This window comes from Mycolicibacter heraklionensis, assembly GCF_001021505.1.
Lineage (GTDB): Bacteria > Actinomycetota > Actinomycetes > Mycobacteriales > Mycobacteriaceae > Mycobacterium > Mycobacterium heraklionense.
In genome coordinates this window covers 568,995-581,766 of sequence record NZ_LDPO01000001.1, presented here as the reverse complement: position 1 = coordinate 581,766, position 12,772 = coordinate 568,995, and the positions used below count along the sequence as shown (strand labels likewise).

15 protein-coding genes and 1 riboswitch are annotated in these 12,772 nt (G+C 68.7%); of the genes, 8 read left to right on the top strand and 7 right to left on the bottom strand.

Features of this window, described 5'->3' with window-relative positions; all coding sequences use genetic code 11:
* The first annotated feature begins 6 nt into the window (after positions 1-6).
* Entirely contained in the window at positions 7-291 is a 285-nt protein-coding gene (locus ABW16_RS02890; RefSeq protein ID WP_052956765.1) for a hypothetical protein, read from the top strand.
* Positions 292-306: 15 nt separating this feature from the next.
* Here the strand turns inward: ABW16_RS02890 and ABW16_RS02885 are convergent, their stop codons facing one another.
* The 4 genes from ABW16_RS02885 to ABW16_RS02870 all read right to left on the bottom strand — a co-directional run bounded on the left by ABW16_RS02885 (position 307) and on the right by ABW16_RS02870 (position 6,084).
* The gene (locus tag ABW16_RS02885; RefSeq protein WP_047317550.1) at positions 307-732 is read right to left on the bottom strand and encodes a pyridoxamine 5'-phosphate oxidase family protein; all 426 of its coding nucleotides are present in this window, start codon (positions 730-732) and stop codon (positions 307-309) included.
* Between the two features lie 86 nt (positions 733-818).
* Complete coding sequence (locus ABW16_RS02880) at positions 819-2,021, bottom strand: FAD-dependent monooxygenase (RefSeq protein WP_047317549.1); 1,203 nt, start codon at positions 2,019-2,021, stop codon at positions 819-821.
* Between the two features lie 57 nt (positions 2,022-2,078).
* The gene (locus ABW16_RS02875) at positions 2,079-3,731 is read right to left on the bottom strand and encodes a DNA repair helicase XPB (RefSeq protein ID WP_047317548.1); all 1,653 of its coding nucleotides are present in this window, start codon (positions 3,729-3,731) and stop codon (positions 2,079-2,081) included.
* 34 nt (positions 3,732-3,765) lie between these two features.
* Positions 3,766-6,084, bottom strand: coding sequence for a helicase-associated domain-containing protein (locus ABW16_RS02870; protein WP_047317547.1), 2,319 nt, complete (start codon positions 6,082-6,084; stop codon positions 3,766-3,768).
* 62 nt (positions 6,085-6,146) lie between these two features.
* Here ABW16_RS02870 and ABW16_RS02865 point away from each other — a divergent pair, with 62 nt between their 5' ends.
* The 4 genes from ABW16_RS02865 to ABW16_RS02850 are packed head-to-tail and all read left to right on the top strand — an operon-like array spanning position 6,147 to position 7,730.
* Positions 6,147-6,335: a hypothetical protein gene (locus tag ABW16_RS02865; RefSeq protein ID WP_047317546.1), complete on the top strand. Its 189-nt coding sequence runs from the start codon at positions 6,147-6,149 to the stop codon at positions 6,333-6,335.
* An 11-nt stretch (positions 6,336-6,346) separates the two neighbouring features.
* A complete protein-coding gene (gene moaC, locus ABW16_RS02860; protein WP_047317545.1) occupies positions 6,347-6,820 on the top strand; it encodes a cyclic pyranopterin monophosphate synthase MoaC in 474 nt (157 codons plus the stop codon).
* Entirely contained in the window at positions 6,817-7,296 is a 480-nt protein-coding gene (locus tag ABW16_RS02855) for a MogA/MoaB family molybdenum cofactor biosynthesis protein (protein ID WP_047317544.1), read from the top strand. Before moaC ends, ABW16_RS02855 begins: the two co-directional genes overlap by 4 nt.
* On the top strand, positions 7,293-7,730 hold the full coding sequence (locus tag ABW16_RS02850; protein ID WP_047317543.1) for a molybdenum cofactor biosynthesis protein MoaE: 438 nt from the start codon (positions 7,293-7,295) through the stop codon (positions 7,728-7,730). Before ABW16_RS02855 ends, ABW16_RS02850 begins: the two co-directional genes overlap by 4 nt.
* A 62-nt stretch (positions 7,731-7,792) precedes the next feature.
* Here the strand turns inward: ABW16_RS02850 and ABW16_RS02845 are convergent, their stop codons facing one another.
* The 3 genes from ABW16_RS02845 to moaA all read right to left on the bottom strand — a co-directional run bounded on the left by ABW16_RS02845 (position 7,793) and on the right by moaA (position 10,425).
* Positions 7,793-8,638 (bottom strand): transglycosylase family protein, encoded by an 846-nt coding sequence (locus ABW16_RS02845; protein ID WP_047317542.1) that lies wholly within the window; start codon positions 8,636-8,638, stop codon positions 7,793-7,795.
* 9 nt (positions 8,639-8,647) lie between these two features.
* Positions 8,648-8,824: riboswitch (cyclic di-AMP (ydaO/yuaA leader) on the bottom strand.
* Positions 8,825-9,126: 302 nt separating this feature from the next.
* Positions 9,127-9,408 (bottom strand): MoaD/ThiS family protein, encoded by a 282-nt coding sequence (locus ABW16_RS02840; RefSeq protein ID WP_047317541.1) that lies wholly within the window; start codon positions 9,406-9,408, stop codon positions 9,127-9,129.
* A gap of 3 nt (positions 9,409-9,411) precedes the next feature.
* Positions 9,412-10,425, bottom strand: coding sequence for a GTP 3',8-cyclase MoaA (moaA, locus tag ABW16_RS02835; protein ID WP_233424694.1), 1,014 nt, complete (start codon positions 10,423-10,425; stop codon positions 9,412-9,414).
* A 339-nt stretch (positions 10,426-10,764) separates the two neighbouring features.
* On the opposite strand from moaA, the gene ABW16_RS02830 reads away from it, so the two are divergent.
* From ABW16_RS02830 to ABW16_RS02820, 3 genes are all read left to right on the top strand, one after another.
* Positions 10,765-11,178, top strand: a complete 414-nt coding sequence (locus ABW16_RS02830; RefSeq protein WP_046188082.1) for a cold-shock protein — start codon at positions 10,765-10,767, stop codon at positions 11,176-11,178.
* A gap of 140 nt (positions 11,179-11,318) precedes the next feature.
* Positions 11,319-12,041 carry a FadR/GntR family transcriptional regulator gene (locus ABW16_RS02825; RefSeq protein WP_047317540.1) on the top strand — a complete coding sequence of 241 codons (723 nt, stop codon included), beginning with the start codon at positions 11,319-11,321 and terminating at the stop codon, positions 12,039-12,041.
* The gene (locus ABW16_RS02820) at positions 12,038-12,691 is read left to right on the top strand and encodes a sterol desaturase family protein (RefSeq protein WP_047317539.1); all 654 of its coding nucleotides are present in this window, start codon (positions 12,038-12,040) and stop codon (positions 12,689-12,691) included. Before ABW16_RS02825 ends, ABW16_RS02820 begins: the two co-directional genes overlap by 4 nt.
* Positions 12,692-12,772: the final 81 nt, after the last annotated feature.

Sequence of the window (12,772 nt, the reverse complement as noted above, 5' to 3'; positions counted from 1 at the left end):
GTAGACGTGGAATCCCCCGAAGCCTCGTGGTTTCGGGGGATTCTGCGTTTTCTCGACCGCCAGGTGAGCGTCGGGGCACTGATCGAGGCGGCGCTGTGGTTCGGCCTTGCCTACGTGATCGCCGGAGTGGTGTGGCTGTTCCTGCACCCCGACGGTGTCGAACGGCTCCAAGCTCAGGCCGAGCGGCAGTACGGCATACCCCCGGCGAGTGTCTACGAGGTGGCGACGGTGACCTCGGTGGCGCTGTGGCCGGTGATGCTGCTGCTGCCCGCCGACGTTTGCGTGCGCTGAGGCGCGCGGTCAGGCCTAGACCGCCCCCAGGTCCGCTGAAAGCCAGTGCTGGGGACGCAGGTAGATGACTACCTGCTCGCCCAGTTCGGCCAGTGCGAACTGAAGGAACTTCTCGGCCCGTTCGGGGGGTAGGTAACGGTGGGCCAGCTCGGCGTGGAGGTCTTCGGTGCCGGGCTCGATGCGGCTGACGGTGCCGTCCACGGCGACGTAACGCAGCGTCGGCTCCGTGCGCTCCACCATCAGTGAGAAGCTCCCGGCCGCCTCGATGAGCTTCGCTTTGCGCGACCCGGCCCCGGTCAGCACCCAGGGCTCGCCGCCGGGTGCGTACTGGTACCAGATCGGCACCGTCAGGGGACCGCGGCCGGGGCCGGCGTTCACCGACAGCGCCGCGATGTGCGGTTCGGCCAGAAACTGCTCACGTTCGTCCTTGGACAGGGCCATGTTTCAAGGCTAACCGCGATGCGATTGCCGTGCTGGCGGGTCGCCCGATTAAGAGACGGTCTACGCGTCGCGCCTGCTCGGGGCTCTCACGGCAGTCCGGCGTAATCGGGTACGGGTATCGAGTCATGCAAGCGCACGCCGCGGGTGTTCAGCTTCGCCGCTGCGCGAGTGATCGACGCGGGCAACAATGACACCAGCTGCGCACCTCGGGTCAGCGCCCAGACCGCGGTCCGAGAGCCGGGCACAATGGTTTTCGCCGCGCCACGGGCGAACGCGCGGCTGCGACGCACCGGCTCGCGCATCTGTTGCTCGTAGGCAGCGAACGCGCGGCTCGGCTCGCCGTGTGCCCGTGCCAACTCCCCGGCCAACACATAGGCACCCACCACCGCCAGGCTGGTGCTGCCACCCACCGCGGGCCCGGGACAATATCCGGCGTCGCCGACCAGACTCACTCGGCCGCGCGACCAGGTATCGAGTTGAAGCTGGGTGATGGAGTCGAAATAAAATGTCGGCGCCTCGTCGAGCTGTCCGAGCCAACGGTCCACCCGCGAATCCATCCCGGTGAACGTCCGGCGCACTATGTCCTTCTGCTGCAGCGTATCCCGATGGTTGTAGGACAGTTCGGAGCTGCGAAACAAGAACACCAGGCGCGCATCGTCCAGGTGCTGGGCGGTATAGAGCGCCGTGCCCCGCCCGATCCCGACGTGGCATATCATTTCCCGCTCCAGGGAAATCGTTTTCGGCACCGACGCCACGGCCAGGTATGCGCCGAGAAACCGGGTGAACTGCTTCTCGTCGCCGAAGATCAACCGGCGAACGTTGGAATGCAGCCCGTCAGCCCCTACCACTGCGTCGAACCGGCGTGCTGCACCGTGTTCGAACCCGACTTCGCCGTCGGGGGAGATGCTCGTTATCGAGTCGCCGAACAGGTACTCGACGTCGTCTCGAGCGGCTTCGTAGTAGATCTCACTGAGGTCGTCACGCATGATCTCGACGTGCCGGTCCGAGGAAGCTTGGTAGATCTTGCCGAGATCAACGCGGATAGGCCGTTGGTGGCCTTCGCGGGAGATGATCAGCCGGGTGGTTCCGGTGGCGAGCGCCTCGATCTGGGGCAGCACACCCATCCGAGCCGAGATCTCCATAGCCGGCCTGAACAAGTCGACGGCGTGGCCACCGGTTTTGCGCAGGGCGGCTGCTCGTTCGACGATGGTGACCTCAAAGCCGTAGCGGGACAGCCAGTATGCCAGGACGGGCCCGGCGATGCTGGCGCCGGAGACGAGGACTCGCATGACGCTTCTCTCCTTACCCGCCTTCAGTTCCCCCGATGGCAGCGCTGGGGGCGGCGCCTAGATCGCCGGGCCGAGTAGGTCGTCGGCGTCGCGGATGATGTAGCCGTAGCCCTGCTCGGCCAAAAACCGCTGCCGGTGTGCGGCGTACTCGGCGTCCAGGCTGTCGCGGGCGACCACCGAGTAGAAAACCGCGCCGCCGCCGTCGGCCTTGGGGCGCAACAGCCGGCCCAGCCGCTGGGCCTCCTCCTGCCGGGAGCCGAAGGTGCCCGAGACCTGCACGGCCACCGATGCTTCCGGCAAGTCGATGGAGAAGTTGGCGACCTTGGACACCACCAGAGTGGAGATCTCGCCCCGGCGGAACGCGTCGAACAGCTTCTCGCGCTCGGCGGTCCGCGTCGACCCCTGGATTACCGGGGCGTTCAATTGCTCACCCAGTTCGTCCAGTTGGTCGAGATAGGCGCCGATCACCAGGGTCTGCTCGCCGGGATGCTGTTCGAGGATCGAGCGCACCACCGCGATCTTGGAGTGCACCGTCGAGCACAACTTGTAGCGCTCCTCGGGTTCGGCGACGGCGTAGGACATCCGTTCGCTCTCGGTCATGGTGACCCGCACCTCGATGCACTCGGCCGGCGCGATCCAGCCTTGGGCCTCGATGTCCTTCCACGGTGCGTCGTAACGCTTGGGCCCGATCAGGGAGAACACGTCACCCTCGCGGCCGTCTTCGCGGATCAGCGTGGCGGTCAGCCCGAGGCGACGGCGCGACTGTAGATCGGCCGTCATCCGGAACACCGGCGCGGGCAGCAGATGTACCTCGTCGTAGATGATCAGCCCCCAGTCGCGGCTGTCGAACAGCTCCAGGTGCCGGTACTCACCCTTGGTGCGGCGGGTGATCACCTGATAGGTGGCGATGGTGACCGGCCGGATCTCCTTGCGCTCCCCGGAGTACTCGCCGATCTCCTCCTCGGTCAGTGAGGTGCGGGCGATCAGTTCGCGTTTCCACTGTCGGCCCGCGACGGTGTTGGTGACCAGAATCAGCGTGGTGGCCTTCGCCTTGGCCATCGCCGCGGCGCCGACCAGCGTCTTGCCGGCACCGCACGGCAACACCACCACCCCGGAGCCACCCGACCAGAACGACTCCGCGGCCATCTCCTGATAGTCGCGTAGCTGCCAGCCGTCCTGGGCCAGCTCAATCGGATGGGCCTCGCCGTCGACGTAACCCGCCAGATCCTCGGCGGGCCAACCGATTTTGAGCAGCATCTGTTTGACCCGGCCGCGCTCACTGGGATGCACCACGACGGTGTCGTCGTCGATGCGGGCACCGAGCATCGGAGCGATCTTCTTGTTGCGCAGCACCTCCTCGAGCACCGCACGATCCAGGCTGACCAGGGTCAGGCCGTGGACCGGGCTCTTCACCAGCTGCAGGCGCCCGTAGCGCGCCATGGTGTCGACGATGTCGACCAGCAGCGGCTGCGGCACCGCGTACCGGGAGTGGCTGACCAGCGCGTCGACCACCTGCTCGGCGTCGTGGCCCGCCGCTCGGGCGTTCCACAACGCCAGTGGGGTGATGCGGTAGGTGTGGATGTGCTCCGGGGCGCGCTCGAGCTCGGCGAACGGCGCGATGGCGGCGCGCGCCGAACCGGCCTGTTCGTGATCGACCTCGAGCAGCACGGTCTTGTCGGATTGGACGATCAACGGCCCATCGGTGCTCATGGGCCCATTATCCGGGCTGCCCCGACATGCGTCGCTAGTGCGCGGAATCCTCGGCGGCTGACGACACCGACGTGATGCGGTGGATCGCGAAATCTCGCATCTGTCCCGACGTCGAATCGAACGCCACCAGCCGACCGCCCAGAACCTGGGTGGGGGCCACCTCGCGTTGGGTGGCCACGCCGGCAGCATCGACGTAGCCGATCAGCACCGTCGCCCGCTCCAGCGCCGCGCGCTTGAGCACGATCATCGCGGTCACCGGATCCAGCCGGATGTTGTCGAAGGGCGCCGACGTCACCGTGCGCAGCACCCGGACCAGCGCAGTCAGGCTGTCGTCACCGGGACCGGAGTGCGGCCGGTGCCCGCGACGCTCCGCGGGGGTGTGCACCCGCATCCCGCGGGGCCGGATATCGACGATCGTTCCGGTGGCATCCTCGGCGGCCGGGGCGAAACCCGCGCCGCGCAGCGCGGCGAGCACGTCGGCGAGCGGAGCCTGCGCCACCGCCACGGTCGGGGCCAGCATCCGCAGGCCCAGCGCCTCGGCAGCCGGAACGGCGACCGCCTGGGCCAGCAGTGCGGGGTCCTCGCAGCGCACGAAGGAGGCCGCCAACCCGATCCGCAACTGCCCGTGCCGACGCGCGACATCGTCGATCAGATAGCTGAGCCCTTGCGGCACCGGGGTTTTCGAGTGCTTCTCGAAGAACGCACGCACCCCCGCGCCGGTACGGCCGACGTCCAGTGCGGTCCGGATGGTCTGTTCAGAGACCCGGTAGACCATCGCCGCGCCTGCCGACTCCACGGTGGCGACGACGGCCAACTCCTCGGCGAGTTCCCGTTTCAGCGGCCCCGGCACCACCACCGTCAGATCGGCCTGCACCAGGAAGTGGTCGATCGGCTCGGGCAACGCCTTGGCCATCGCGGCCACCGCGGCGGCGCCGTCGGCGTCGGTGGCAGCGCCGTCGGCGCCGTCGGCCAGCAGAATCCGTCCCGGGGAGCTGAGCGCGCCGCGGCCCAGCACGCCCAGGGCGTGCGCCTCGTCGAGCAGTTCGCCCACCGGACCGGGCTGTAGCCGGTTGGCCCAGCGTGGCCGGCGCCAGACCAGCGCCTGCGATGCGGTCACGGCGTCGACCCCGGCACCGACGGGCAGCTCGGCGAGCATGCCCAGTAACAGCCGGCGATCCAGCGGGGCGGCGGTGGAGAACAGCGGCGTGGACAGCGCCGCCCGGGGTTTGCCGTCGGCGCCGCGGCTGCCGATCAGACCCGGCCGGGCGGCCAGATCCAGCCAGGTAGCGGCCAGCAGGTGCCAGCGCTCGGCGGTGGGTTGCTCGGCGAACCGGTCCGCGAGCACCGTCGGCGCCCAGTACGGGCTGTCGGCGTCGGGCCAGTCCCGTTGATCGACGGTCGCCGGGTCGGGAAAATCGGCCGCGATCAGCCGGGCGGTCGCCGCGACCTCGAGCAGCAGGCCCAGCCGGGTCTCGTCGACACCGGTGGTCTTGGCCAGTCGCTTGACCTCGCGCACGCCCAGGCCGCCGCTGCGCAGCTCCGGTACTGGCGTTTCGGCCAGACTGGCCAGGATCACGTCGAGTTCGCGCAGCACGTCGATCACCGCGCCGGCGGCGGCCGCGTCGACATCGGCCGCGGTGGTCTGCGACACCACCGGGTCGGGCGCGTGCAACGCGATCGGGCCCGGCTGCTCGCCCCGCAGCACCTGCCCGACAAGCCGCGGCAGGATCACCGTCTCATCGTCGATGCGGCGCAGCAGTGCCGCCGCCAGCAGCGTGGGGACCGGACGCTCCGGGGGTGCGTCGGGGGCGGCATCGCGGGTCCGTCCGATCGGGGAGCCGGTCAGCAGCTTGTCCAACAGGTCACGCTGCGGTGCGTCGAGATCGGCGATGGCGGCGATGATCCGTTCGGCGCCCAGTGCTGAATCCTCCCGGGTGACCTGGCCCGGATGCCACGGCAGGCCGGCACCGGCCTCGGCGACGATCCGCAGCACTCCGTTCGGTTCTGTCGAGCCCCAACACAACGCCCGCTCGATCAGGTCGGTCAACGCTTCGGTCACCGCGTCGGGGGGGACGCGCTCGCCGAGCAGGGCCAGCAGATCGGCGACCGGCACACCGGTGGAGTCGGCATGCAATTCCAGCAGGGCGTCCAGGACGGCGAGCCGCAAGAAGTCCAGCTCGTCGGTGGCGGCCCGGACCGACTGGCGGGCCTGGGCCCGCGCCGCCAGGGCGGCGATGCTGCCCGGCGGTGGCTGGGCGAGGTCGGGCCGTAGCTTCAGTAGCCGGATCAGATCCTCATCGGGCAGGTCGGCCAGCCACGACCCCAGTGGGACACCCCGGGCGCGTTCGGTCATCGACGACCAGCGTAAGGCCCAACCGGTGAACGCCGCCGATCGCGACCTGTCAGAATGGATCCGTGGCTGGAAACCAGGACAACAAGAACCGGTACGTCGACAACGGTTGGCCGCAGACCGACGGCGAACCCGCTGTCAGCGAGCTGCGCACCGATCGGACTGGCGCACTGTCGCCGTTCGGGGACCTCGTGTTCCCGCTACCGTCCGACGAGCTGCCCTACCTGCATCCGGTCACCGTCGTCAACCGGTAGGCGATGACGCCATGACCGGGCCGCTCTCACACCTCGACGAACGGGGTGCGGCCCACATGGTCGACGTCAGCGCAAAGGCGACCACCAAGCGTGTTGCGGTCGCCGGCGGTGTGCTGCACACCACCGCCGAAGTGGTACAGCTGATCTCGGCCGGCGGCCTGCCCAAGGGTGACGCGCTGGCCACCGCCCGGGTGGCCGGCATCATGGCCGCCAAACGCACCAGCGATCTGATCCCGCTCTGCCACCAACTGGCTCTTACCGGCGTCGACGTGGACTTCACCATCGGCGAATCCCAGATCGACATCACCGCCTCCGTCCGCACCACTGACCGCACCGGGGTCGAGATGGAGGCGCTGACCGCGGTCAGCGTGGCGGCCCTGACCCTCTACGACATGATCAAGGCCGTCGACCGCGCCGCGGTCATCGACAACATCCGGGTGCTGAGCAAGGACGGTGGCCGTACCGGGGCCTGGGAGCGCTCGTGAGCGCCAGGACCGCCCGCGTCATCATCGCGTCCACCCGAGCCTCGTCCGGGGTGTACACCGACCGCACCGGGCCGATCATCGCCGACTGGCTGGCCCAGCGCGGCTTCGCTCCGGTGCAGCCGGACGTCGTGCCCGACGGCGAGCCGGTCGGCGCCGCCCTACGCGCCGCGGTGGCTGCCGGGCCGGAGCTGATCATCACCTCCGGCGGAACCGGTATCTCGCCGACCGACGACACCCCGGCCCAGACGCTCACGGTGCTCGACTACCAGATCCCCGGCCTGGCCGATGCCATCCGCCGGTCCGGCCTGCCGAAGGTGCCGACCTCGGTGCTGTCGCGTGGGGTGTGCGGGGTCGCCGGCCGCAGCCTGGTCGTCAACCTGCCCGGGTCGTCCGGCGGGGTGCGCGACGGGCTGGGCGTGCTTGCCGACGTCCTCGATCACGCCTTGGACCAACTCGCCGGCGGAGACCACCAGTGACGGCCCCCGGGACGCTGGTACTGCGGGCCGCGATCACCGAGCAGCCCATCGTGCTGGCCGAACACGAGGAGCTGGTCGGCCACCGGGCGGCGGGGGCGATTGTGGGATTCGTCGGCATGATCCGCGACCACGACCACGGCAGACGGGTGACCCGATTGGAGTACTCCGCGCACCCGTCGGCACCGCAGGTGATGGCCGACGTGCTGTCCGAGGTTGCCGAGCAGGCCGTCGGGGTCCGCGCGCTGGCGGCCAGCCACCGGATTGGGGTGCTGCACATCGGTGACGCCGCGTTGGTGGCGGCCGTGGCGGCCGATCACCGCCGGGAGGCCTTCGAAGCCTGCGCGCTGCTCGTCGACACCATCAAGGCGCGGCTGCCGGTGTGGAAGCACCAGTTCTTCGCCGACGACACCGAGGAGTGGGTCGGCTCGGCGTAGCGGAGCCGACATCAATAAAAAAGCGGGGCCGGCAAGAAGCCGGCCCCGCTTTTTTGGGCTGTCTACATAACCCGGCTGGGCTGCAGCGCGAACGCGTCCAGCGCGTCGTTGCCGCTGATGTTCTCCGACCGGACGGCCTGCCACAGCTGCTGGTGGAAGCCGACCGAGACCGCTTCCTGCCGGTTGCCGTCCTGAGCGGGAGCCGGAGCCGGAGCCACCTCGTCGCCGGGCGCCGGGGCCTCGGGTGCCGGAGCCTCCGGGTTCCACCAAGGCGCGGGGGCCTCGGGGGCCGGCGGCGGGACATCCTCGGCGATCGGGGCCGGGGCCTCGGGAGCCGGAGCCTCGGGGAACCAGCCGGCGGGAGCCGCCGGTGCGGCGCCTTCGGCGGGAGCCGGGCCCTCGGGGGCCGGGGGAGCCCACCAGGGTGCGGGCTCGGGCGCGGGCGGGGGAGCCATCGGGTTGTCCATGGCCACGGTCTCGCCGTTGACGTCCGGGTTGTCGATCGGGGCGTCGGCCGGCGGCGTCGCCGGAACCTCACGGTGCGATGCGCTGGACAGCCCGCGGCCGCAGACCGGCCAGGCGCCACGGCCTTGGGTTGCCAGCACGTGCTCAGCGATCGCGATCTGCTGCTCGCGGCTGGCCAGGTGTGCCGACGGGGCGTACTTGCCGCCACCGTGCGCGCTCCAGGTGCTCGGCGAGAACTGCAGCCCGCCCTGGTAGCCGTTACCGGTGTTGATGCCCCAGTTGTTGCCGGACTCGCACCGGGCTACGTGGTCCCATTCGTCATCGGTAGCCGCGGCTGCGGTTCCGGCGAGGGCCAGGCTGCCGCCACCGATCACAGCTCCGGTGAAAGCGATTTTGGCGATGTTGACGTTCGATTGGGTGGGCTTGCGATGCCGTCCACTCATACGGTGGTGAGTTCCTCTCTGTCTACGCCTGCGAGGTCAGCGTCGGGTTCGGACAGGGGGGACTGTCCGGCCTTGATGCACACGGTGCGTCGTCGGCTTCACCCCGAGAGACCGGTCATGGCCTCAGGGCCGCTCTCGGCGGACCCGGTGGGTCCCCCGCCTCCATCCATCAGGTATTTGTGGTTTTCCTCGCCCGTTGGATGGAGCTCGGCGCTACGGGTGAGGAAAGGCGGATCGAACGGAAAATTTTTCGATACACCCGGAGATGTACCGTAACCGGTCTTACCCGCCGCGTCACCCTTCACGCTCCCGGGTGTTTTCATCGCTGGTTCTTCTCAAACCACCAGGAACCGCCAGCATTTGCGCAGCTCAGAGGCCACTCCACCAAGCTGTTGTCGGCCCGTGATCAATTCGTTATGTGACGTAGATCATGCTATCCGCCGGGTCTGATTCGGCGGTCCAGCTTCGTCTCTCCTTCGTCGAGCCAGCTAACCGCCGGCGAACGGAGGCAGGATGTCGACCGTTTCGCCGGGCTGCAAAGGCGCCTCGTGGTCGCGCACCGCGACACCGTCGCGAAGGTAGGAGCATCGGCCCAGCACCGCCGCCAGCCGCTCATTGCGGCTGGCGAGGGTCTGCGCCAAGGCGGCCACTCCCGCCCCGCGCGGCACGCTGACGTTCTCTGATTCGGTCCCCGCCGCCGCCCGTGCCGCGGCGAAATAGCGGACCGCCACTGCGACGCTGTCATCAGTGCCGCCGGTCTGATGGGTCATGGATCAGCCGCCGATCGCGCTCATCGGACGGTCCGGCTGGATGAAATCCGGATCGTTGATGCCATGGCCGGCCTTCTTGGTCCACATCGCGGCCCGCCACGCCTGCTCGATGGCGTCGTCATCGGAACCGTCTCGCAGTAGGGCGCGCAGGTCGTACTCCGCGGTGGCGAACAAGCAGTTGCGGATCTGACCGTCGGCGGTGAGTCGAGTCCGGTCGCAGTCTCCGCAGAACGGCCGCGATACCGAAGCGATGATCCCGAACGTGCCTGCCGGGTGGTCCGGGCCCTCGTCCACCAGCCACACTTCGGCCGGCGCGGATCCGCGCGGCTTCGGATCGGGCCGCAGGGTGAACTGTGCCTGGACCGTCTCCAGCAGTTGTTCGACGCTGAGCCCGGCGTCGCGGTTCCAGTTGTGGTCGGCGTCCAACGGCATCATCTCGATCACCCGCAGGTGGTAGCCCTGGAGTAGGCAGAAGCGCAGCAGGTTGATGATGTCGTCGCCGGTGATCTTGGGATCGAGCACGGCATTGACCTTGATCGGCCGCATCCCGGCCTTAGCGGCCGCGTCGAGGCCGGCGAGCACGTCGGGTAGTCGGTCGCGCCGGGTGATCTCGGCGAAGTGGGCGCGGTCGACGGTGTCCAGCGAGACGTTGATGCGGTCCAGCCCGGCGGCCACCAGGGCGCCGGCCCGGCGTGCCAGCCCCAGGCCGTTGGTGGTCAAGGCGATCTCGGGGCGAGGGCGCAGGGCTGCGGCTCCGGACACCACGCTTTCGAGATGGCGGGCCAGCAGCGGCTCACCGCCGGTGAACCGGATGTCGGTGATGCCCAGCCGGGTGACGCCGATCCGCATCAGCCGGACCAGCTCGTCGTCGCTCAGCAGGTGCTGGCTGGGAAGCCAGTCCAGTCCCTCTGCCGGCATGCAATAGGTGCAGCGCAGGTTGCAGCGGTCGGTCAGGGAGATCCGCAGATCGGTGTGGACCCGCCCAAAGGTGTCCACCAGCGGCCCGCTGGTCGGCATCTGCGCGGCGACGGCCCGCTCCACGGCTTCGTGGAAGGCGGCCTTCCGGGCGGCCTCCCGGTGGTCCGCGTCGGCAGCATCCGCGTGCGTTGGCGGTGTGCGCAGACCCGCTTGCCTCAACGTCATGTCCGTATCCGATTCGGTCGGCCGGGGAGCGACCGAATCGATTTCGGTGTCCGGTCCAGATCTCCTCCAGCGGCTTGTCCAGCCTACCGAGGAAACCTGGGTGTTTTGTGGGTCTGTCTCCGAGTAAGATCTGCTGCTGACGCGTCCTGCGCAGGCGGGACGCTTCCTTTATGTCCTCGAGTACGTGATCAGCGAGACGAGCAGGTGAGACCAGTGCCGACCGGCAAGGTGAAGTGGTACGACGCCGCGAAGGGCTTCGGCTTCCTGTCCCAGGAAGAAGGTGAGGACGTCTACGTCCGCGCCTCGGCCCTGCCGGACGGTGTGGAGGGTCTCAAGGCAGGCCAGCGGGTCGAGTTCGGCGTCGCCGCCGGACGTCGCGGGCCGCAGGCGTTGACGGTGAAGTTGATCGACCCGCCGCCGAGCTTGTCGCGGACCCGCCGCGAGGCGGCGCCGGCTGTCGAGCACCGGCACACTCCCGATGAGCTGCACGGCATGGTCGAGGACATGATCACGCTGCTGGAAGGTACTGTGCAGCCGGAGCTGCGCAAGGGGCGTTACCCGGACCGCAAGACCGCTCGGCAGATCTCCGAGGTGGTCAAGGCCGTGGCGCGCGAGCTCGACGCCTGAGCCCAGCCAGTGCTGGCGATCCCACTGCGAGTGGCGATCGTCGCTGACTGACTACTGAAATGACAGCTTCGGTCCCGTGCGACTGTGGCACTGGTCTGACCACCAGACCTCCGGCCATTTTTCGTGCTAGGGTTCCGATCATGACCCTGCGCCCGATCACTCGTCAGTCGATACCCGACGAGATCTTCGCCCAGCTCGCCGGCCAGGTGCTCTCGGGTGACCGGACGCCCGGCGACACCCTGCCGAGCGAGCGAACCCTGTCCGAGGCCCTCGGGGTGTCGCGTGCCGCTGTCCGGGAGGCGCTGGGCCGGCTGGACCGTGCCCGCCTCATTCAGATCCGCCAGGGCGGGTCCACGGTGGTCCGCGACTTCCGTGCCGAGGCCGGGTTCGACGTGTTGCCGCTGCTGCTCGTGCACGGCGGCGACGTCGACGGCGCCACGTTGGCCAGCGTGATCGAGGCCCGCGCCATCATCGGGCCACAGGTGGCCGCACTGGCGGCGGCCCGCGCCAACGACGACGCCCGCGCTCGACTGCGTGCCATGGTGGACGAACTGGAAGCCGAATCTGAACCCGTGCAACGGATGTGGCGTGCCCTGGGGTTTTGGGAACTCATCGTGGACACTGCCGAGTCCATCGCGTTTCGGCTGCTGTTCAACACGCTGAACCAGGCATACGTGCCCGTCCTCGACGCGCTCGTCAACGTGATGGCTGCCGAGGTCAACGACATCGAGCACTATCGGTCGCTTGCCGAAGCCATCACCGCCGGGGATGAGGATTCCGCCCGGCTGGCCGCAGCGGAGCTGCTCGAACTGGGCAGCGCCGCCTTCGCCGCGCTCGCCAACCAGTTGGAGGGTCTGCAATGAGCCGTAAACAGCAGACGCTGCGTGGGGCGTTCGCCGAATTCATCCGACACCCCAGTCCCTGGATGCTCGTCACGTGGGTGGGCGCGCTGTGGGCGGCACGCTTGGCGGTGGGTGGCTGGTCAATCGGTGACGCAGTGATCGCGGTTGCGCTCGTGGGCTTTTCGCCCCTGGGTGAGTGGTTGATCCATACCGGCATCCTGCATTGGCGACCGCGCACCGTGGCGGGCGTCACGATCGACTCACGCCTGGCCCGTGATCATCGTCTCCATCACCGCGACCCGCGCGACATTCCGCTGATCTTCATCCCGTGGCCCAGCCTGATCGTGATCATCCTCGGCCTGACGCCCTTGGCGCCGCTCGCCTTCCGTGGCATCGGAAAAGGGCTGACGTTCGTGCTCACCATCGCGACATTCCTGGTGTTCTACGAATGGATTCACTACCTCGTCCACACCGATTACAAACCCCGCCATGCGATCTACCGCGCAGTGTGGCGCAACCACCGGTATCACCACTTCAAGAACGAGAAGTACTGGTTCACCGTGACCAGCTCCGGTACCGCCGACCGACTCCTGGGTACCTACCCGGATCCACGCACGGTGGAATCGTCGCGGACGGTGCGAAACCTGCACGCGCCCACACCAACCGGTTGACCCACCGCGGCCGCGGCGTCATGACGGCGTTTGGTTTGACACCAACTGGTTAATCCCCGAAGCAGCGGTTCTTCGGCGGAG

Coding starts and splice junctions, on each gene's coding strand:
- moaC (WP_047317545.1), top strand. CDS start 6,347: ATGACCGGGCCGCTCTCACACCTCGACGAACGGGGTGCGGCCCACATG.
- moaA (WP_233424694.1), bottom strand. CDS start 10,425: ATGCCGACCAGCGGGCCGCTGGTGGACACCTTTGGGCGGGTCCACACC.
- ABW16_RS02820 (WP_047317539.1), top strand. CDS start 12,038: ATGAGCCGTAAACAGCAGACGCTGCGTGGGGCGTTCGCCGAATTCATC.
- ABW16_RS02825 (WP_047317540.1), top strand. CDS start 11,319: ATGACCCTGCGCCCGATCACTCGTCAGTCGATACCCGACGAGATCTTC.
- ABW16_RS02885 (WP_047317550.1), bottom strand. CDS start 732: ATGGCCCTGTCCAAGGACGAACGTGAGCAGTTTCTGGCCGAACCGCAC.
- ABW16_RS02840 (WP_047317541.1), bottom strand. CDS start 9,408: ATGACCCATCAGACCGGCGGCACTGATGACAGCGTCGCAGTGGCGGTC.
- ABW16_RS02845 (WP_047317542.1), bottom strand. CDS start 8,638: ATGAGTGGACGGCATCGCAAGCCCACCCAATCGAACGTCAACATCGCC.
- ABW16_RS02875 (WP_047317548.1), bottom strand. CDS start 3,731: ATGAGCACCGATGGGCCGTTGATCGTCCAATCCGACAAGACCGTGCTG.
- ABW16_RS02880 (WP_047317549.1), bottom strand. CDS start 2,021: ATGCGAGTCCTCGTCTCCGGCGCCAGCATCGCCGGGCCCGTCCTGGCA.
- ABW16_RS02870 (WP_047317547.1), bottom strand. CDS start 6,084: ATGACCGAACGCGCCCGGGGTGTCCCACTGGGGTCGTGGCTGGCCGAC.